The organism is Sphaerospermopsis kisseleviana CS-549, assembly GCF_028329225.1.
Taxonomy (GTDB): Bacteria; Cyanobacteriota; Cyanobacteriia; order Cyanobacteriales; family Nostocaceae; genus Sphaerospermopsis; species Sphaerospermopsis kisseleviana.
Genome location: NZ_JAQMTI010000008.1, coordinates 1 through 20,974 on the forward strand (window position 1 = coordinate 1; position 20,974 = coordinate 20,974).

At 36.4% G+C, this 20,974-nt stretch carries 15 protein-coding genes; 7 read left to right on the plus strand and 8 right to left on the minus strand.

From position 1 onward, the window contains the following. Positions 1-376 precede the first annotated feature (376 nt). The 3 genes from PN497_RS00420 to PN497_RS00430 all read right to left on the minus strand — a co-directional run bounded on the left by PN497_RS00420 (position 377) and on the right by PN497_RS00430 (position 4,364). A complete protein-coding gene (locus PN497_RS00420) occupies positions 377-2,572 on the minus strand; it encodes a tetratricopeptide repeat protein (RefSeq protein WP_096570747.1) in 2,196 nt (731 codons plus the stop codon). Positions 2,573-2,723: 151 nt separating this feature from the next. Next, entirely contained in the window at positions 2,724-3,506 is a 783-nt protein-coding gene (locus tag PN497_RS00425) for a PP2C family serine/threonine-protein phosphatase (RefSeq protein ID WP_096570745.1), read from the minus strand. A gap of 183 nt (positions 3,507-3,689) precedes the next feature. Then, positions 3,690-4,364: a vWA domain-containing protein gene (locus PN497_RS00430; RefSeq protein ID WP_096570743.1), complete on the minus strand. Its 675-nt coding sequence runs from the start codon at positions 4,362-4,364 to the stop codon at positions 3,690-3,692. A 701-nt stretch (positions 4,365-5,065) separates the two neighbouring features. Here PN497_RS00430 and PN497_RS00435 point away from each other — a divergent pair. After that, a complete protein-coding gene (locus tag PN497_RS00435) occupies positions 5,066-6,430 on the plus strand; it encodes a response regulator (RefSeq protein ID WP_096570741.1) in 1,365 nt (454 codons plus the stop codon). Here the strand turns inward: PN497_RS00435 and PN497_RS00440 are convergent. Further along, positions 6,401-6,586 (minus strand): hypothetical protein, encoded by a 186-nt coding sequence (locus PN497_RS00440; RefSeq protein WP_096570739.1) that lies wholly within the window; start codon positions 6,584-6,586, stop codon positions 6,401-6,403. The two genes, PN497_RS00435 and PN497_RS00440, sit on opposite strands and share 30 nt — an antisense overlap. A gap of 26 nt (positions 6,587-6,612) precedes the next feature. On the opposite strand from PN497_RS00440, the gene PN497_RS00445 reads away from it, so the two are divergent. After that, positions 6,613-7,911, plus strand: a complete 1,299-nt coding sequence (locus PN497_RS00445; RefSeq protein ID WP_096570738.1) for an ABC transporter ATP-binding protein — start codon at positions 6,613-6,615, stop codon at positions 7,909-7,911. Positions 7,912-8,070: 159 nt separating this feature from the next. Here the strand turns inward: PN497_RS00445 and PN497_RS00450 are convergent, their stop codons facing one another. The 4 genes from PN497_RS00450 to PN497_RS00465 form a co-directional block, all read right to left on the minus strand. Further along, the gene (locus PN497_RS00450; RefSeq protein ID WP_096570736.1) at positions 8,071-8,457 is read right to left on the minus strand and encodes a HetP family heterocyst commitment protein; all 387 of its coding nucleotides are present in this window, start codon (positions 8,455-8,457) and stop codon (positions 8,071-8,073) included. Between the two features lie 313 nt (positions 8,458-8,770). Continuing rightward, complete coding sequence (locus PN497_RS00455; protein WP_096570734.1) at positions 8,771-9,355, minus strand: hypothetical protein; 585 nt, start codon at positions 9,353-9,355, stop codon at positions 8,771-8,773. Positions 9,356-11,170: 1,815 nt separating this feature from the next. Beyond that, on the minus strand, positions 11,171-11,338 hold the full coding sequence (locus PN497_RS00460) for a hypothetical protein (RefSeq protein WP_190348015.1): 168 nt from the start codon (positions 11,336-11,338) through the stop codon (positions 11,171-11,173). 31 nt (positions 11,339-11,369) lie between these two features. Continuing rightward, a complete protein-coding gene (locus tag PN497_RS00465; protein ID WP_096570732.1) occupies positions 11,370-13,742 on the minus strand; it encodes a GH116 family glycosyl hydrolase in 2,373 nt (790 codons plus the stop codon). Positions 13,743-14,033: 291 nt separating this feature from the next. Here PN497_RS00465 and PN497_RS00470 point away from each other — a divergent pair, with 291 nt between their 5' ends. The 5 genes from PN497_RS00470 to PN497_RS00490 form a co-directional block, all read left to right on the plus strand. Further along, entirely contained in the window at positions 14,034-14,279 is a 246-nt protein-coding gene (locus PN497_RS00470) for a type II toxin-antitoxin system HicB family antitoxin (protein ID WP_096570731.1), read from the plus strand. Between the two features lies 1 nt (position 14,280). Next, positions 14,281-14,499, plus strand: a complete 219-nt coding sequence (locus PN497_RS00475; RefSeq protein WP_096570729.1) for a type II toxin-antitoxin system HicA family toxin — start codon at positions 14,281-14,283, stop codon at positions 14,497-14,499. Between the two features lie 409 nt (positions 14,500-14,908). Then, positions 14,909-16,057, plus strand: coding sequence for a vWA domain-containing protein (locus tag PN497_RS00480; RefSeq protein ID WP_096570727.1), 1,149 nt, complete (start codon positions 14,909-14,911; stop codon positions 16,055-16,057). Between the two features lie 17 nt (positions 16,058-16,074). Further along, a complete protein-coding gene (locus PN497_RS00485; protein ID WP_096570725.1) occupies positions 16,075-19,335 on the plus strand; it encodes a tubulin-like doman-containing protein in 3,261 nt (1,086 codons plus the stop codon). Positions 19,336-19,511: 176 nt separating this feature from the next. Then, positions 19,512-20,974 (plus strand): hypothetical protein (locus PN497_RS00490; protein ID WP_272109266.1); only part of this gene is annotated, 1,463 nt, incomplete at its 3' end.

Below are 20,974 nucleotides of genomic sequence, written 5' to 3' on the forward strand. Positions count from 1 at the left end.
AACTGAAAAACCTTGCACTTAATTCCTACTTCAAGAAAAAATCGTTCCTATCCAACTCTTGAAACTGTCACCGTGGCGTAGCACCTGTCACCTGTCACCTAGCCTAATTTGTTTTTTTCTGACTAGCTACTTAGGGTTTGCTGAAAAAGTTATCTGTGAGGGGCCAGGAGTATGGCTAACGCCACGCTTACTTCGACAGGCTCACAAAGTGCAAGCTTTTTGAGGATCATAGCACCTAAAACCAGGCGCAATTTTAATTTTCATCATCCTCAATCCCTTGATTTATCTAGGTTTTACATTTATTCAGCATCCCCTACTTAAACCCCTACAGGAGTTAGGAGTCAAGAGTAAAAATCTCTTATTTTGGAAGAAAATTTTAGCGATCAATTGGGTCAAAAATAATTGAGCTTTGGAATAAAGCATCACATTTTTTGGCTACCATTACGCAAATGTTACTCAGGGCTTGCTGATAGTTATCCATGTCCTCTTGTTCCAGGTAAATTTGAGCAGATTTTTCTAAATCTTCCATGGCTTGTGCATGATTTTCTTCAACTTTACTTTCCCCGTATTGAGCCAATTCATAATAAACCATTCCCCGTTTGAGGTAAACTTTAGCCATCTGGGGATTAATATTTAATGCTTGATTAAAATCTGCGATCGCCTGATTGTATTCTTGATCATAATTACTGCTATATTGGGCAAATTGATAACGAGCCAGACCGCGATGGAAGTAAGCTTCTGCTTGGGAAGCATTCAGTTGAATTGCCTCTGTAAAATCAGCAATTGATTTTTGATATTCTTGTTGAAAATTATTGCTATATTTAGCTATTTGAGAACGGACAATACCCCGTCTAATATAAGCTTCCGTGTCACGGTTATTGATGTTGATAGCTTGATTAAAGTTTTGGATAGCTTTCTGATACTCTTGGTCAGGATCATTACTATACTCGGCCAGCATATAGTAGGCATTGCCCCGATTTACAAATGCTTTAACTTCCTGGGGATTAATTTTTAGGGCTTGGTTATAATCTGCCAATGCTCCTTCATAATCATTCAGATTGTAGCGAGAATTACCCCTATGGATATACAATCTAGAAAAATTAGGATTTTTTTTGATACCTTGGGTAAAATTTTCAATTGCTTGCTCATAGTCTCGTTTTCGATAAGCAGCGTTACCACGATCATAGTAATCTAAATAAGACAGATTTTCCTCTTGAGGATGATTATTTTCTTGGCGAGAAATCAAGCTTTGTTGAGTGTAAGGATTTTGGGAAACAAAGGGACGAGTAAATTTAATCATTAAGTCCAAATACCCCAATAAACCCAAACCCAACAGGCTAAACATAATAGTATAAAACCTTGACTTTTGAGTAGTCTTGGGAGGTTGATAAATAGAAAAATTTTGGGTAAAGACTGGTTGCCAATGATGTAGCGGTGATGCAGAAATCACAGGTCGGCGTGAACGAGGATTTTGTGTGTGGCGCTTTTTAGATTTTCGTCGGGGTTTGAGATGTTCTTTAGAAGCGATCGACTCCAGTGATGGAAAAGGATCACGTCCACCTAAACGCGCCGCACGTTCACACCAAGGACACTTGTCGAGATGATTATGGTAGCGATGCTGGGGGTTAGCAGTACAAGTAACAAGACTCTCTTCAGCGGTGGTTAAAACTGACAACCAAGTTTGAGCAGCAGGACGCAAGTTAGGGTTGTGATGCCCATCCTCAAAACAACGCACAAACAAATCCCGTAAACCGGGAGCGAGCATTTCCCAAGCAGGTGCTATGGGGGTAGGTAAATAGGGAACTTGTTGCCTTTGACTATAAGTAAAATGACCAGCAACGATTCGGACTTCGTAAGTTGGTGGATCAAACTGACCTTGAAAAATCCCGGAAAATGGGTGAGTACCTTCCATTAATAATTGAAATATCAGCACCCCTAACCCAAATAAATCATGGTAAATTTCCCGATCATAGTCAGCAAAAGTTTTATTCTGTAGTTCTGGTGGAGTATACTCTGGTTTACCAACTGCACAACGATAAACAATGTTTTGCTGTGGATCACGAACTTGAAATGAATCTGTATCTACCAAAGTCACTAAGGCAGTATCACTAACTAAAATATTTGACTCATTAACATCACCAATACAATACTGGCTCGCGTGTAAAGCTGCAAAAGCTGCGGCCAAATTACGAGCAGTCCTAAGTAAATACTGATAATTAAATAAAGGACAATTTAGGCGACGGGTTCCCGGATGATAAAAGTCCATGATCGGACGCATCCCCCGAATCCGGGGCATTAAAAAGCCGACGATACTACCACTACCATCCGCAGCTTGTAACAACTCCTGAGGCCAAGCAATGGAAATATGCCCCAAATTAGCTGTTGGGTTTTCTGGGGGGTTGGCAATCATGGTCTGAAGTTTGTGAGCATGGGTCAGAATTGGTTTGTGATATATTTTGGCCACTAAATTTTCATCTGATGGCACGGCATAGACACAGGCTTCACCCCCACGTCCCAAATTGACCGTGAGATTGAGAATTTCTTTCTGCCCAAGAGAACGAAGTACCTGCATAGTGAAATGACTGTTAACAGTGGTTATTGAAAGGGAATGGGGATTGAAGTACAGACGACCTGATCGGTCGTCAATACGAAATTAAGAATTTAAAAAACGCTGAATCTGAAACTGACAGTCTGGACTATCAACCCTACCCAATAAACATTGTTTATGAATTGCTTAGTGCTGCTATGATAAGAGTCAAATCATCATCTGTGCGATTAGTAATTCTTTCAGAGCATAAAAATTTGACTAGTTGCTCTTTGGCAACGACCTTATCTTCAGCATTGGCTACAAAGTCGAATAAAGGAAAAAAGAATGGTTTGTGGGGTTCACCAACAAGCATATTCAAAGCCAGCATTTGTAGTCCATCAGTGAGAACGCCGATATTAACTATGTGCTGACGCAAAATTTTTATCTGGGTTGTAGTTAAGGCATCAGGTGAAGTCAAAAATGTGGTTTCGTTAATGTATTCACCCCTATTAGGGATTGTCAGCGCCTGTAAGTTACCTGTACTATCCTTGGCTACAGCTAAACCATCACCGATTTGGGCTACTGCTACAACTTTTGGTGTGGCGATCGCAATAATTAAGGTAGTTGCTAAATCTGATGACTGATGTTTGCAGGCCACCGCCTCATCTTCTACTGCTTTTTTAGCAGCTAACATGGCATCAGTTAACAAATTACGCAAAAGAGTATCCTCAGTAAAGGTACTGTGAGTAATTTCGCAATTTGAAATATGTTCTATTGCTGTTTCTACAGCAATCATCGCTCCCACTTTTCCCAAAGTTGCTGAACCAGCCCCATCTGCTGCTGCTGTCACTAAGACATTATTTGGCAATATCTGCCAATGGTGAGCATCCTGACATAACTGCTGGTTTTTAATGTGGCTAGTTCCACATACCGAAGCGGCTACTATCCGCCATTGAGGAATCTGTTTTGGTGTGTTCATAAATTTTTTCTCACAGCTATAGCAGGTGATAGGTGACAGGTGACAGGTGACAGGTGACAGGTGACAGAGTGGAAAGTTTGCTTGTATATTAGTTTTGTCAATGGCTTACGCCATGCTGCGCTATCAGTTCGTGAACTACCACCTGAGTTGTTGCTATAACTGCTAACTGATAACTGATAACTGTTAAACAGACCCCCAACCGATTGGTGGTAGTGCTACTTGCTCGTCTACTTTGGAATGGGAAACCGCTGACATACTTGCTGAAAGCCAAACAAACATTTCAATAAAGTTTAACCCTTTAAGTTTCAGGGGAGTACGTACAGCTATTTGACTTAAACGGTTCATATTAGCATTTTCTACTCCTACCGTAAAAAAGGCAACACGTTTATTCGCCTCATCTCCTTGTAGCCTCTGTATTGCTTGTTCTATAACATCATCTAGCTCACCTTGTGGCTCACCATCTGTAATCATAAATACCCAAGGACGGTAGTAAGCAATGCCATTGGCACGATACTGAGATTTGCGTTCTTGAATTATTTCTAACGATTTATTAATTCCTGCCCCCATTGTCGTTAGTCCTTGGGCTGTTAGAATAGGTGGGTTGAATTGGTCTGCTGTTACAAAGTCTTGCACAATATTGACATGACTATCAAAAGTAACAATTGCTACTTCTACCCTTCTAGCTGCCAATGAATTTTTTAGTAGCTCATCCTTAAAACTCAGTAGGCCTTGATTTAAAGCCTCAATCCTTTCTCCTTGCATGGAGCCAGATGTGTCTAGCAATAGCACGCACGGACAACGTGGTTCTGGGTTTTCTGCAAATTCTACAACTTCATCTAGTTTTAATGTATCCAGCATAACCTTTTGTGTTATGTTATAGTCCAAAGCGTTACTTTCCCTTGCTCAAAGTATCATAGTCTCCCAGACTAGTACAACTACAAGTATGGTATTTTGCGGTAGATGGATAAAAATTCATCCATGCAAATTATTCCAATCAAATTATCTATTTCAGGAAACTTGAATCACCATATACTTTAGTTAAAGCTAATTAATCAGGGGGAGAAACATTATTTTTGGGTAGATAACCTATCTATCATTTATATCCAAATCATTAAGAATATAATATTCAATATATACATTTCTAAGAAATAAAAATTTAAAGATTTTATGTGGAAAATTTGCTAATTATCAACCAATCAGGAAACACAGTTAATACCGCAATGGGAAAATGTGTACCCTGTAATAATGAGAACAGAAAGTTTTACTCTTCTGGAAAATAGGAAAATATTTGACAGTCTAGTATTATTATGTAATTCACGGAGGATTAATTGATATAGCTGGAGGTAGATTTATGATATTTCATCATCAATTAGTTGGTTGATAGAGAAATATGAAAATAAGTGAAGGGAGAAAAACCTTTACCTTTGACCCAAACCAACTTACTAATTCCCATTTCTTGACCGAGCAGTATTGAGACATATTTCACCTAATCCAGAAATTCATTATTGCTCCAGACTCAATCAATAGTAAAGCAATTTTTCTTTAAAAACTGTAAAAATATGAATAATACTGGCACATTTACCAAACTATCTCCTAAACGTTTATTAAGACAGTTAAGCAATTCTTCTGACACTACTTGTTTACAAGTTTTAAACAATTCAGTGCTATGGTCAATATACTTAGACCAAGGCAAAATTATCTATGCCACTCATTCAGTAGAACCCTTTGATAGACTGGAACGGCATATACGTCGTCTAAGTCAGCAAATTCCCGTAATGAGTAATGAACTTCGTGTACAATTACGCATGACGTTTGAACCTGACTGGCAAACTCAGTTAATTGAACGTAGTGATGATGAACACCAACAACCGCCGGAATATCAAGCTATTTATTGGTTGGTGAATGAAAAACATTTACTCTCTCACCAAGCTGCGTTACTGATTCAAGAGTTAGTAAAAGAGGTAATCGAATCATTTTTGTTGATTAGAGAAGGCACGTTTGAATTAACAGCAACAGTTAATAGCCTACCGAAAATTTGCAAACTTGATGTTGATAGTATTATGGAACACTGCAAAAATCGGTTGCAAAATTTGCAGTCTTTCGCTCCTCAAATCTCTTCTCCTTATCAGCGTCCATACCTGTTGATTAACAGTAAATTTTATGATAAACAATTACCAGAATTACAGCAAAATATCACTACCTGGATGAAGGGTTTTAGCCTGCGTCATTTGGCAGTAATTATGAATCTCGATGAGGTGGAACTGGCTCGAACTTTATACCCGCATATCCTTCAGGGTTCGATTATTTTGCATGAACCGGATCCTCCATTCGATAAATTACCTAAAACCTTTGAAGATGTTTCACTAGCTCCTAGATACAGCACAATCAGAATTAATGGCAAATCGTTTAAGGTAGAAGCATCACCATCCATTACCCTGGGAGAGAACCCTGTACCTCAAGTTTCTGCTTTACCAAAAGAAAACCTTGAGCAATCAACCATACCCAATAACATACTAACTAATGGGGAAAACGTAACCGCTGCTACCATAACCGCTAAAAAGCCTTACAAAATTATTTCTGTAGATGATAGTCCGACGGTTCTCAAAGAAATCAGCCGTTGTTTGGAAGATGAAAATGTTGCTGTAGTAACTATTAATGATCCAATCAAAGCAGTGATGTCTATCATTAGGCATAAACCCGATTTGATTTTATTGGATCTGAATATGGCGGGAATTGATGGTTATGAGTTATGCCGAATTATTCGTAATAATTCAATGTTTAAGGAAATTCCCATTATTTTTGTGACTGGTAGTAAGGGAATTATTGATAAGGTGAAAGCAAGAATGGTAGGAGCTTCTGGTTATTTAACTAAACCTTTTACTCGTGCGGAACTGTTAAAAATGATTTTCATGCACTTGGCGTAAAGGTGACTGGGGAATGGTGACTGGTGACTGGTGACTGGGGAATGGTGACTGGTGACTGGTGACTGGTGACTGGTGACTGGTGACTGGGTTAAGATGAATAACCCAATTCCCAATTCCCAATTCCCAATTCCCAATTCCCAATTCCCAATTACCCATTACCCATTACCCATTACCTGAGAACTGTGGCACAAGTTGTATTAGAAAACGTTTATAAAAGTTTTCCTCCCCGGAAGGGGGAAAGTGTGAAGACACAGCAGTCATCACCAGAAAAAGAGGGTGCAGATAGTATTAATGTCCTCAGACGCATTAATTTAACCATTGCTGATGGTGAATTTATGGTGTTGGTGGGACCTTCTGGTTGTGGTAAAAGTACCTTGCTGCGGCTAATAGCAGGGTTAGAGGTGATGACTGGGGGTAATATTTGGGTGGGTGATAGCACCAGCACGCCCGCAGGGCTTCGCCTAATTAATGACTTACCCCCCAAAGCGCGAGATATTGCAATGGTGTTCCAAAATTACGCCCTTTACCCCCACATGAGTGTTTATGACAACATTGCTTTTGGGTTACGTCGTCGTTTGGGAAATGGTGAAACAATTTCTACCCGTAATTTTCGTACATGGGGAGAAAATCTACTTGTGGGAGTGACTAAAAAACTACCCAAAGGACTGCGTTATCTTTCTCCAAAAGAACGCACAATAGAACAACAAGTGCTGAATGTTGCCCAATTATTACAAATTGAAAATTTATTAAATCGCCTACCTAAACAGTTATCAGGAGGACAAAGACAAAGGGTAGCATTAGGGAGAGCGATCGCCCGAAATCCTCAAGTATTTTTAATGGATGAACCCTTATCTAATTTAGATGCTAAATTACGGGCAGAAACCCGCACCCAAATTGTTAAATTACAGCGTCAGTTGGGGACAACGACAATTTACGTTACCCATGATCAAACTGAAGCTATGACAATGGGCGATCGCATTGCCATCATGTCTGGGGGACAAATTCAACAAGTCGCCCCTCCTTTAGAACTATATAATTATCCTGCTAACCGCTTTGTAGCCGAATTTATTGGTTCACCACCAATGAATTTTATTCCGGTAGAATTTCATGCACCTTTATTAATTACCCATGCTAATTTTCGCTTTACCCTCCCAGATGTATGGGGAAAAGCATTACAAAAATACGATGGACAAACTGTAATTTTAGGTATTCGTCCAGAACACTTAATGTTAAGTGTACCAGCTACCAAAAATTTACCAGTTAAAGTAGATTTAGTAGAGAATTTAGGAAACGATAGTTTTCTTGCTGTAAGAATATATAACCCTGATTTACCAAATACAGATGGTCAAACTTTACAAGTACGAGTTCCTCCAGATAGATTTATCAGTTTGGGTGAGCAACTTTGGTTATCATTAGTTTCTGAAAAACTCCACTTTTTTGACCTAGAAACCGATTTAGCCATATTTCCCAAAGGTAGGTAATAGGCGACTGGGGAGAAAAATTTTAGATTTTAGATTTTAGATTTTAGATTGGAGTTGACAAAAATAAATAATCCAAAATCCAAAATCCAAAATCCAAAATAAATAGCTCCTGACTCCTTGAACTTTGATTCTGAGATTATTAACTATCATCATTATCGGTTATGCCGATTTCTTATCCCTATGGCTATTACGGACTTCTACTTTTTGCTTACCAGCAACTTCCAGATAAGCTAAATCTTTAATTTTCTTGCTCAAGCTGCTAGGTGCTAAATGACTCTCTGACCTTTTCTCTGTTGGTGATGGAGCAATTTTCAAATTTTCATTCTGTTGAGGGTTAGACCGACTATTGCGAGAGTTTTCTTTGAGTAGTCGGTTATAAGTACGGTAAGGAATGTAATGCAAAGGATTGTAACCAACAAACCGCAACATTAACACACAAGCCCAAGAATACTTACCAGCGAGAATTGCTTCTATTACTTGGTCAAACTGTTCAGGATTGATTTTTTTGTCAGGGAGTCCACTATTTCCAGAAATGCCTTGATTCATAGTACGTTTGAGTTTTATTTCAATGAGGTAAATTGTCGAGTTTCTTCGAGTGTTATTGTCAAGTGCTATTTACAACTGCAATACACAAACTGCAATACACAAACTGCAATATCAGTTCACCACACCAACATTTACCAGTTGATCGCAGGAAGTGATATCGTACCTTCACCCAGTAATTTTGGTTTGGTTGATGACTATTTGTGAAACAGTTGTTGAATTAATTACAGGAATATATTGGTAATAGACCAGTAGCCAATGTTGAAAAATATAGATTCACCTTTTCCACAGGCACATCCAGAAATTTTACAACTTCTCAGCAGTTCCCGTAATTAAGAGCAAAAAAGCTATTCCTAAAACTGCTCTGTTGTGTTCGCTGCATCCAGATACGGTGAAGCAAAGTTTTAGTTTTGGCAATTTTTACTGCTAACTGGTTCGTTGTCTGTAGGTTTGGGAGCAACTTCCATAAACTAACTTTCAAAACTAAGCTGCTTGGGGTTGCTTGTTCTGCTCTAGCTTTTATCTTCCCCAGTGTCTTAGTTATTAAAGTTGTGATTTGCGTTGTGATTTGCGTTGTGATTTGCTTTCCTGGGATGTTATTGACTTGTGCTATCTTGCCTATACACTCCCACATCACAACTCTGGGTAAAAAATCTAATTTCTTCTCCCAAACTACATCAACAAAGGCTGAAAGTGCTTTATTCTCCCAGGATGTTGACTTGTTGCTTTTATTTTTAATTAATACGTCACTACTTTGGGGTAGGACTGATAAATTTACCGTTGGTGAAAGTACGAGACTTTCCCCGGATGCCTGACGAAAATGTAAATCAGAGCGTTGTATCCCTAAATTACCTCGTGGGCTTGGTGTTTCGACTGCATTTGACCTGATGATTTGTTTCATGACCTGACCTGTGATTGAAAACCTGACTGTTTTTAATCAAGTCTGTTTGCTGCTTTGCTGTATTGACCCTGTTGTACAGTTTTGTAACCTCGTCGCTGTGGTTGCTGGTGAAAGCAACTGCTATTGGTTACTTGTGTTCTGTGATTTTTGCTGACTCCTGAAAGAAAGGAAAAAATTTACCATCTTTCTGTAATTCAGCGGGTTTAGTAGATGCAGTTGTGTCTTCTAAAAATTCCACAAGCTGTAATTCAATAGATGTTCCCTGAATATTATTGTATAACTAGCCGCCGAAAATTATTAAGTCTTTTCAGTAAAGTTTCATAATTTTCCAGTCAGCTAAGAAGAGCATTCATATTGCCTTCTTAAAAGCTACATTCGTATTTATACTATTTTTTTTCTCTAATGTCATCTGCCACTTTGGCAGTCTTATAAGTTAAATTTACTGAATATCTCAGAATGTTCATTTAGGCAATGTGCAACTTTCACTTTTGTCCCATTTTTGTCAAGAAAATGGGGGGTAACACCCCTCATTTTATGAGGTTATCAAAGTTGATTATCTTGATTTTTCTGCCAATTATTACTATTAACTAAATTCACAAACCTTTATAAATTAAGCATTCTAGAGAATTTTATCAAAAAACAATACCGGATTTTTCATAAATTTCACTCTAGAAGTTTAGTGATTATATATTGTTATATGTTTTTCTTTTAGGTCTGATGGGAGAATCATTAGGGCTACACTTATTCTTAATGGCGGCTGGTAAATACATAGTAATAATTGTATATCAATAAGTCCGATCTTCTAAAAATTAAGTTGTTGTTGATACTATTTTATGATATACTACATTTATCGTCTTTATCACACAAAGTTACACATAAAAAAACACCCATAAGCGGGTGTGTTAAGAGAAAAAGTAATATATTAAACCTGCATTTAATCATGTAATCAAACCGCTCAATATAAATTAAGCGTCATCAGAGAATTGTGAATTTAGCTGAGTGAAAATTTTGAGTTTTTGTGAAGTCAAGTAACTCAGTTGCTAGGGAGAAAAATTATCATGTCAATTTTATTATGTGTAAATGTAAATCGTTAATTATGATGAGTTTGTGTTTTAGAGATTATGAAAAATTGATACTTATGTGATTCAGTAGGTGAATTTGGTGATATACAAATTTTGAGATTTGGGCAGTAATTCACATTGGTTTTTACTTGCCAATCAGAAACCAAAGAGCTATAATATAAATCCCTAGCACTGGAACTCTTTTTTTATGAGTAACGGTGCAGTTGGTTGTAAACCTGAAACAATCAAAATCGTTGCTGCTGCTTTTGCTGACCCTACATAGACCTAGATTTTGTTTTGTACTAAATTTTGTACTATCTGGCTGGTTTTCAGTCAAGGTTAAACAACACAATTAAGCGCAGAAACTCATAGCATCTGACATGAGAGTAACTTTTATATTCTGAATGCCAGCTAATTCTATCAGGGTGAGGTAGGTTTTACGGTTTTTATATTGAATGTTCATTTTTCCAATGTTCCTGGAGATAAGTTTTAAGTGGGTTGTCCTCGATGCTTCAAAGTGAATTTTGAATTATTTCTGTATCCTTTGGCACAAAAATGTTCGCATTCTGAGAAAAAGAGTAGTTATCTATAGACTTTGTTGATGAAACAGGTGTTCATTGCGTATTTTCAAACATGGGTATAGGGGTTGAGAACTTTCAACTATTACTATTACTGTTTTTTTCTCAGGATTCCGGAAATAACCAGAAAATAAAATCACATTTCTGCTGATACATTTTTTAACTATAAAAGATGTTTATTTACGACAAATCTTAAAAAAATCTAAAATTTTTACGTAAAGTTCTGCATAAGTGCTTGAGCGAAATGTTACCAAAGGATATGGGGAGGTGGGGTGATGGGGAGGGAAATAAATTCTTCCTTCTTCTTTCTCAACTCCTATTATCTTCTTACTGTCACCTGTCACCTGTCACCTATTCCCAATTCCCTCTTATACATTATTTAAAGCATAGGTAAACTGCCCAGATAGCCATTGCCCGTAAATACGTACTAGCGCGAAAAGTACCTGCTGCGGTGATAGCTTCCGGGGTGCGGAACTGTAAACCGTTTTCATAAACTTGTTTAACCACCGCTTCAGTTAAACGCAAACCTTCATTTTTCATCCCCATCTGTAACAAAAATGCAGCTAAACCAAAATTAATACCTGTCCAAACTTCTAGGGGATGGGTAGCGTTGGGGTTTTCTGGTGAACCATCGGGAAGGACACCGTTTGCAGCGCCAAATTTTCCATTTTGGAACTTGAGGAAACAAGCATTATATATAGTAGTCAAAGCAGAAAGAGCGTTATCAGTGGGTACAATATCTGGTAAACTAAGCAAACGAGCATAAAATTGCCCACATAACTGATCAGCCATCACCACATTAGAACCACTTTCACTATCCAAACGGTAAAACTGACCATTCCACAGTTTTTCTTGATAAATTGGTTGTGATTGATTTAACCAAGTTTGATAGATTGATTTTTGGGAAGTTGTGTGTTTATGATCTTTGAGAATATCACAAATAGCGATCGCACTTTCTAACGCTGCTAACCACAAACCACCACAATAAGCACTAACACCATTTAACCGCCAATCGTCAAAAGTCTGATCCGGTGCGCCAGAATTTTCTGGTATACCATCTCCATCTAAATCAAATTGTTTCACATAATCCAAAGTTTGCACAATTGCATCCCAACATTCTGCGAGAAATTCGATATCATTTGCACCAGTAAATAGAAAATCGCGGTATACTTGCAAGACAAAATCACAACCTAAATCTTTCCACAAATTGCAATCTTGATAAGCAGTATAATTGGTTTTTTCCCAAACCCACTCATTAGGTGCGCCTAAGTCGTGAGGTGTAGCACCTGCTACTTTACGGATAGCTTGGGGACTTTCAGTGTTGATGGTGAGATAATAACCGATAATTCTAGTTCTATCATCACTTTGGGGAATTGCCCTAGCAAATGCACGCATAACGGCTTTTTCTAGTTCTGGGAATAACATTAATAACCCGAAAGAACCGTATAACCGCACATCTAAACTTTCATACCAGCGGTAATCTAAACATTCTAACACTGCAAATTGACCGATGGGGTCTTTTTCCGTTGCTGCACTCCAGAGAGTACCCCCACTGGTTAAGTCGTAGAGTTCGTTAAATAACGCCATTTTCAACCAGTCGGGTAAGTCTTCCCGGTTTAAAATAGGACTTTGCCAGTTTTGAATTTGCGATCGCCAATTATGATATTCTTTCAGTGCATGGGTAGCAATGTGCCAAGCGTTATCACCACTACAACCAAAAAAGTCTGTATATCTGCGATAATAGTTTACACCTTCTGCAAACTCTGTCACCGGAAAATCCCAACTTAACACAAAAGGAACTTCTAAAGTTTCCCCTGGTTGCAAAGTGAAACGCACAGCAACAGCAGCACCTAAACGAGTATTTTCATCTGTGGGAGTTTCATCTAAATAATTAGTTAAAGAACCATCTTTACTAAAAGTCTGCCAAATTTCCTCACCATTTCCTATAGTGTTAAAACGGGAATGATAAAATAATTCAACTTGATCATTTTTAGCAGTAGCAATACACCAAGTTCCGTCACCTTCTTGGGGCGTTCCATTATTAGTAACTCGACCTAAAACACAACCTAAAAACTTATCATCTTCAACTAACCAATTATAGTTACCTTTACTTTCTCCCCATTTTGGTTGATATTCATAAACAGGACTGCCATCATCTCTAATTTTCACATCAGGAGATTTTAAAACATTGGTAAACCAACCTGCCATATTTTCCCAAGTTAGCATTATACTAACAGTAATTGGTTGGTTAGTTGGGTTGTGTGCAGTCCATAGGAAAACCGCTACAGGATAACTGGTTTCTTGGTAATTATTAGCCCAGATAGGTGAAAATTGTTCACAGGTTAATTGAACTGGAAAAACATTTTCATAAACAAACCAACTGCGAGGATAAAGTGCATGATAATTTCCTGTGGTTTGGGTTGTGGTTGATGTGGGATAAAATTCCCAAGTTTGTAATGTGTTATCTTCTGGGGGTTGGGTAGATAATGCGTAGGTTTTGTCTGATGTAAAGATGCTAAATTGACAAGCAGGGACATTTTTAAATGTATGTTCTCCACCGTCAATGTGCCATAAATTGAAATCTCCGCGAGAGGAACGACCGATACAACCTGCACCAAAACCACCTAATGGCATTCCGTGAAATGGTCCATCATCGAGGTTGCTGGGATAGCGCACCGTGTAGGGTTTTTCCCATCCTAAACCGATGGGGCGTTTCCAGGTGTAGGGGGGTATTTTTGGGGTGTTCATGGTTTTGAGGATCACATTTTTGATGTTAATGCAGGGTAGCTGTTTATGTGGTTTTTTTCAAGTAGTTATGAGGTTGTTTTTTTCTCACGCAGAGGCGCAGAGGCGCGGAGAGGAGGAGAGGGTTTTAATTTTTGGTTGAAAGGTTTTTATTAATTGATATTTTGTTAATAGTCTTGGTATGCTAAAATAAGTAAGATTTGTTTCTCAAGTGGCGAAAATATGGTTAACACTTACGATTAAGTTTTTAATATCGTTGATTGCGAAAATAATTAGTAAAGGAAATGGTAAATAATGCTGGCAAGTTATATTGATAAAGCAATGGAATTGGCGGTTTATGAAATTATTGAAGATGATGGTACTTATTGGGGTGAAATTCCGGGTTTACAGGGTGTATGGGCAAATTATAAAACTTTAGAAGGTTGTCGGCGTGAGTTAAGAGAGGCGTTAAGTGATTGGTTGGCTTTGCGTTTACGTTTGGGGTTAGATATTCCTGTAATTGAGGATATTAATTTAAATCAAATTACACAATCTGTATAAAATGCCTAGATTAACTCCTGTTTCTTGGAATGAGTTAGTAAAGCGTCTACGTGAGTTAGGTTTTGAAGAACCCTATGCTGGAGGGAAACATCCACAAATGCGACGGGGTGACTTGACTGTGATTATTCCTAACCCTCATGAGGGTGATATTAGTGTTGGTTTATTATCTCGGTTGTTACGACAGGCTGGAGTTTCTAGGGAAGAATGGTTAGGAGGATAGAATAATGTTGTTAATAATGTTAACAAAGATCCCCGACTTCTCTGTTTAATCTTAGGTAAATAATGTTAGTTTATCAAAGAAGTCGGGGATCTAAATGCAGGTTTAGCGATGTGGAAATAGTTACTAAAAATATTAATATAGGCAAAAATTCATGATATTTTTGTGCTACAGGTGTTAATATTTGATTATATCTGATTATATTTTTGTTATTTAAACCTAATACTAGAAAGAGTGCATATAATATTAAATTTATGCATTTGTAAATATATATGTATATAAATGTACGTATATTAAAAACAGTAAAAATACTATGATAAGACTTATCTTTTAAACTAGACTTACTATTTATTTGTAGTGTAATTTGTGATATAAAATTTATACATATACTATTTAATGAGTTATAGGGTTTGTGACTTTGACAAAAATTGCCCCTGGACAACCACTGACAGGCACACAAAAGGATGGTTTGCGGTTAGTGTCCCTCTTAGGAGGGGGTAAACGTGATGTTGTGTTGGCCATTGATGTAACGGAAAGTGTGGGTTTAAATGACCAAGGACGTATTCGGTTACGTCAAATAGTTGAAGACAGTCTCAAACCGGGAGATTCTGTTTATGTTGTTCCTTTTGCTCAAAATGTGGTTTCTGATGATGTGATTTCTCTAGAAAATCCATTGGGAACACCGATATATTTTAATCATAAAAATATAGAAAATATTAATAAAATTTTAGCGAAAATTCCGTTAAATTATGATCCAAATCGTTATGGTACAGATATTCAAAGGGCAGAGTTAACAGTATATCAAGGTATAGCACAGATTAATCAAAATCGGCTGACGAAAAATCAACCAATTAAACCCCAGTCGGTTGTTTGGGTTACTGATGCACCGTTATTTACAAAGCCAGGAATTACGTCAGAAGTTTGGATAGAAACCCCTCGTGATAGTCCGTTTAGAATTGCTACATCCCTGGAAAGTCAAGAAAGACAAAATTGGTTGAATACTTTGCCTTTAAAAGAGCGATCGCTTATCATTAAAAATCAAGATAATAAAGATTATACACTATCTGTAATAGACCTAAATCCTACGGTTCAAGAATTTTGTACACCAGCACCAGGAGGTCAAGAAACTTGTTTAGTTAATCCTTATTTGCTGAAACAGTTATGGCTACCCAGTTTCATTTTATTATTAATATTGGCTGCTGCCTGTTGGAGTATCTTCAAATTTGCCAAATTACAAAAAAAATGGGATGTGCGAGTCAAGTTTGAATCGAATGGAGAACATGAAGAACAAATATGTAGATTACCAAATAATAAAAAAATTGCAATTGGTGAATATGATCCTACCTGTGTAGATTCTATAGACTGTCCCAGTGGAGAATTACAAGCTTATTTAGAACGTAAAGGAGAAAAACTTTATCTAGTTCCTACATCAGATTCTAAGATTGAACTCAACAACAAAAAAGTAAAATCAAGAACTCTGATCACAAATTTTAACTTTACCTTAAATTGTCCAGATAAACGCCAGCGCGAACACGAAATAACCATCAAAATCAAAAAATAGTATTCAGGGTAAAAACTATGAATCAAGCAACAACAAACGAAACTCAATATAGAGGAATTAACCGTACAATTTGTATCGGGTTGGGTGGTACTGGTAGAGATGTTTTAATGCGAATTAGACGGTTAATTGTTGACCGTTATGGAGATTTAAATAATTTACCAATTGTCAGTTTTGTTCATATTGACACAGATAAAGCATCAACCCAAGTTACAGGTATTAGAACAGGAAGTAGCTATCATGGTGTGGATTTAAGTTTTAAAGAAGCTGAAAAAGTCAGTGCTACCATGTCATCGAAAGATGTCACCATGTTTGTGGACGGACTAGAACGACGTTCAGAATATAATAGTTACGGACCTTATGATCATATTGGGATCTGGTTCCCTCCTCAGTTATTGCGGAATATTAAAGCAGTGGAAGAGGGAGCAAAAGGTATTAGACCTGTAGGAAGATTAGCATTTTTTCACAACTATCAAAAGGTGAAAACAGCAATTGAAACAGCAGAAAGACGCACCAGAGGACACGAATCTTTATTACTAAAATCAGGTTTTAAAATAGAACCGGGATTAAGTATTTTTGTTGTTGGTTCTCTTTGTGGTGGTACGGGAAGCGGAATGTTTTTGGATGTTGCTTATAGTTTAAGAAATCTTTATGGGGATCAAGGCGCTCGCATTTTTGGCTATTTAGTAATTAGTCCAGAATTGTATGGTAATACTCCTAACATGAATGCTAATACTTATGCTGCATTAAAAGAATTAAACCATTACAGTAATCCTGGTACAGAATTTGCAGCTTGTTATGATATTGAGAATCTGTCCATTATTAAAGAAAAACGTCCACCTTTTGATTATGCTTATTTGCTATCTAATCAGACTGGTGGAGAATATGAAATACTCACCCAAGGTAAACTATGTAATGTGATTGCCCATAAAATAGCCTTAGAATTTTCTGGTGAACTTGGTTCAGTAGTTAAAGGAAATCGAGATAATTTTTTACAACACATAATTCAACCAGATAAACACCCCCGCCCTAATACCCAAAGATACTTAACATTTGGACTTTCTGCCATTTATTTTCCCCGTGATACGATCATTCAAATAGCCTTAACTAAAGTCAGTTCAGAATTAGTTAGATTTTGGTTAAATGGTAAAGGTCAAAGTCCTGATCCTGTCAACTTACTTGAACAATTTTTGATTCAAAATCACTGGCAAAGTGATCTAGCAAAACGTGATGGATTAATTAATAAATTATCCGAGTCTGTAGAAGAATCTAGCAAGACTTTTAGTAATAGTTTGAAAGCTTGGCAAACTAAATTATTAAAATTAATCTCTGAATGTAAAAATAAAGATGATCGGACAAATGTTAGGCAACAGTTAGCCACAGAATTTACTAAACAATTCCGTACTGTACAACCAGGAGAAACGGAAAGTATTCGCGGTTATTGGTTAACAAAATTAATTCAATCTGCCCCTAAAATTGCCAAAGAACTTAATACCAATATTGATGATTATTTGATTAAGCTACTTACACCCATAGAAGCTAAATTTTCTATTAGAAATACCCGTAATTGGTTAGAAGCACTGCAACATGAACTGCATAAATATCAACGAGATTTGCAAGAATCCATAACTGATTGTGGGGGAATGAAACGCATAGAAGATGTAGAAAGAAAATGGGATAATACTGACCAAATAATTGAAGAACTGGAAAATAAATTTATGCTGATTGGCAATTTAAAAAATAGCCAATTTCAAGATGAATCTAAAAAAGCTATTCAGGAAGTTTGTAAACTGATCAGGCATAATTTTGATTTAACAGTTTTACAAGAGACACTGAAAATAGTTAATCATTTACAAAAGCACATTCAAGAAAGAGAAAAACAAGTTGCGGCTTTTAGCAGTTTGATAGAAGACTTACAAAGTGCTTATGAAAAAGAGGAACGAGAATTAAAACAATTGAATTTTGATGAAATGAGTGGGGAGGCTATTTTTGATAGTGAAGATATAGAACTTTGCTATCAAACAATGTTACCGGAAAATGATCTGCGTTCTCAATTAGTATTAGCAAGTTCAGCGATTACCGAAGCAACTGGTAAAGATCCATCCTTGGCATTTTTACTCAATCGAGAAAGAGTTACATACTCTCAAATAAAACAGGAAATTGATCCCAAAGTTGTGAAAATATTTGCTTTTCGTGGTAGCAATATTGTTAATTCTGTGATTAAACGCTTCATGAAAAAATATTCTTCCTCCGCAGGTGCTACTCGGTTAACACAAATTATGCAGGAAGCTCAACCTTTACTGAGGTTAAATTTGAATGATCCTTATTTTCGAGATGATCCTGCTAAAAGTAGTAAATTAATAGGATATAAAGATACAGACGAATCAGATGTGACAGAATTTAAAAAACTGCTAACACAAGATTTAGGAATTTCCTCAAGTGTTTTAAAAGCAATACAAGCAGATGATGAAATTTTAATTGTCAATGAGTATGCAGGTTTTCCATTGAGATTAATTAGTAGTCTAGAAAGAATGCGAAACCCATATATCAGAGAACAAAATTCTGGTACATCTTTTTTACACAATGATGCTCGCGCTTCTTTTTCTGATATCATTCCCCCTGATGCAAGAATAATTGAACAAGTGGAGGATATTTTTTATCCCTGTTTAGCTTTGGAATTGTTAAACGAAAATCAGGAAAATCAGGAGGTAGAATTTCAACATTATGACTCTTTCCGAGATAGTTATTACACTGCTGCGGTGAGTGCAAATTGGATGCAAGCTTTAGAAGATTTAGCTAATAACCGCAATATGGCGAATACTTTACAAAAGATATTAGATGATGTAATTTCTGATATGCAAAATGATCCCACATTATGGGATAATGAATATCTACCTAAACTCAGGCAATTTCCAGATAAACTGAAAAAAATACCGGAAGATAGTCCTAATTTTCCCTATATCCAAAAAGTCTATGTTTCACCAGATAATATGCAACCTACAATCAAAGAGGGGGTAATAAATCGTTTTTGGAAGAAGATGGAAGCAATGTTTAAAAATAGAAATCAAAATTCACTTCCACCTAGAGATAAAATCGAAAATCAAAAAGCTCTTGTTGGGGAAATAGTAGCTAGTTCTCCTCTGGATAATTCTGATACTCAAAATCAAGATAAATTACGCTCAGAATTAGCGCGTTTAAAAGAGTTATTTGATAATAACTTGATTCCTCAAGAATATTATCAGATACAAATGCAAAAAATTCTTGACAAATATCTAACCTAAAATATCTTGTTATGGGTAGTTCACATCTACCCACTTTTAACCATCTTTCCGCACTACCAAAGGTATTTTTTATGATTCCACCCCTACCACCTTATTTAATTTTTATCACTGTTGTTCTTGTGATTCTTCCATCTCTGGTAACTATTTTTCTTAGGATATCTCTTTACAAATATTTAATGGATTTGAGTAATAAAATTCAAAGATTGATTAAAAAACAAGCACCTGGGAAACGGTTAAAAATTATTGAAACATTAGAGGAGAGATTTAAACAAGCATCTCAACAATTAGAACAGGTAAATACAACAGCATTAATTGATCAAGTTTATAGTCAAGAAAAAATCAAGGGTTTCACCTGTGAACAAATAGATTATTTATGTCGCATCTTACCCAATTTATTGTTAGCATTTGGGTTACTTGGTACTTTTTTAGGTATTACTATTAATTTATCTACTCTCAGTCAAGCAATTAATCAAACTAATGCTAGTGATGTCAGTAATTTAGTTGCTGAATTAAAGAAACCATTAGAAGGAATGAGTATTGCTTTTACTACCAGTCTAACGGGATTATTATTTAGTGCTTTGTTAACGGTAGTCAATTTCATTTTTAATAGTGGACTTGCTAAATATCGTCTGCTTAGTTCTTTGGAAGATTATCTAGATAATATTTATTTTCCACAAGTGCAAGGTGATACTCGTCTTGATAGAATAGTTAATAGAATGGTAGATCAGCAGGATGAATTTTTAACAAATTTTGGTCGAGTAGTGCGCGAAGCGGTAGAAAAATCTATGGGTAAGGTAGCACAACAAATTGCTGATGGAAATAAACAAACTATGGATTTAGCTAGACGAGTTTATGAAAAATTTGATGCTGCTGCTGGAACTATTTCTGGTGCTGCGGATGAGTTTAAATATTCAATAAATAATTTGCAAGATTCGATGACGGAAATGCAACAAACATCCCAAGTTTTTAAAGATGCGGCTGAAAATTTTAATAAAAGTGATTTTCCTTTAAAGTTATCAAATGCTACAGAGCATTTAAGTAATACACAACAAAAATTTTCTGAATCTGCTGCAAGTTTGGCTGAAACAACTGATTTGATTATAAATTTGTTGGCACAAATGGAGAGTTTAAGTAATAATTTAATCAATTTAGGGGAGGATATTAAAGTTGTTAATCAAACTTCTGTTCAATTATTAGGGTTACATCAAAATAATCAAGTTCAGTTAAGTGAAATTATTCCTCAACTCCAACAAGGTGCTAATAGTTTATCTGAAGCTATGACTAAACTTGAGCAAGTAGAAATAAAAGTTAGTGATAAAGCTGATAGTTTAAGTCATGTAGATGTTTCACTAAATCAATTATTGGAATTTGTGAAATATAATACAGAACTTGTTAAACATAATACGGAACAAATGAATTTAGCATTTGATAATTTAGGCGATCGCTTTATTTCTAACTTGTCTCAAGAACAAATCGCCCTGAATCAATTATTAGAGTCTGTCAAATACAATACAGAACAGATGAATTTAGCATTTGATAATTTAGGCGATCGCTTTATTTCTAACTTGTCTCAAGAACAAATCGCCCTGAATCAATTATTAGAGTCTGTCAAATACAATACAGAACAGATGAATTTAGC

Excerpts from the sequence above, each read along its gene's own strand:
- PN497_RS00420 (WP_096570747.1), bottom strand. The coding sequence starts at position 2,572 with ATGCAGGTACTTCGTTCTCTTGGGCAGAAAGAAATTCTCAATCTCACG.
- PN497_RS00425 (WP_096570745.1), bottom strand. The coding sequence starts at position 3,506 with ATGAACACACCAAAACAGATTCCTCAATGGCGGATAGTAGCCGCTTCG.
- PN497_RS00430 (WP_096570743.1), bottom strand. The coding sequence starts at position 4,364 with ATGCTGGATACATTAAAACTAGATGAAGTTGTAGAATTTGCAGAAAAC.
- PN497_RS00435 (WP_096570741.1), top strand. The coding sequence starts at position 5,066 with ATGAATAATACTGGCACATTTACCAAACTATCTCCTAAACGTTTATTA.
- PN497_RS00440 (WP_096570739.1), bottom strand. The coding sequence starts at position 6,586 with ATGGGTAATTGGGAATTGGGAATTGGGAATTGGGAATTGGGAATTGGG.
- PN497_RS00450 (WP_096570736.1), bottom strand. The coding sequence starts at position 8,457 with ATGAATCAAGGCATTTCTGGAAATAGTGGACTCCCTGACAAAAAAATC.
- PN497_RS00455 (WP_096570734.1), bottom strand. The coding sequence starts at position 9,355 with ATGAAACAAATCATCAGGTCAAATGCAGTCGAAACACCAAGCCCACGA.
- PN497_RS00465 (WP_096570732.1), bottom strand. The coding sequence starts at position 13,742 with ATGAACACCCCAAAAATACCCCCCTACACCTGGAAACGCCCCATCGGT.
- PN497_RS00470 (WP_096570731.1), top strand. The coding sequence starts at position 14,034 with ATGCTGGCAAGTTATATTGATAAAGCAATGGAATTGGCGGTTTATGAA.
- PN497_RS00475 (WP_096570729.1), top strand. The coding sequence starts at position 14,281 with ATGCCTAGATTAACTCCTGTTTCTTGGAATGAGTTAGTAAAGCGTCTA.
- PN497_RS00485 (WP_096570725.1), top strand. The coding sequence starts at position 16,075 with ATGAATCAAGCAACAACAAACGAAACTCAATATAGAGGAATTAACCGT.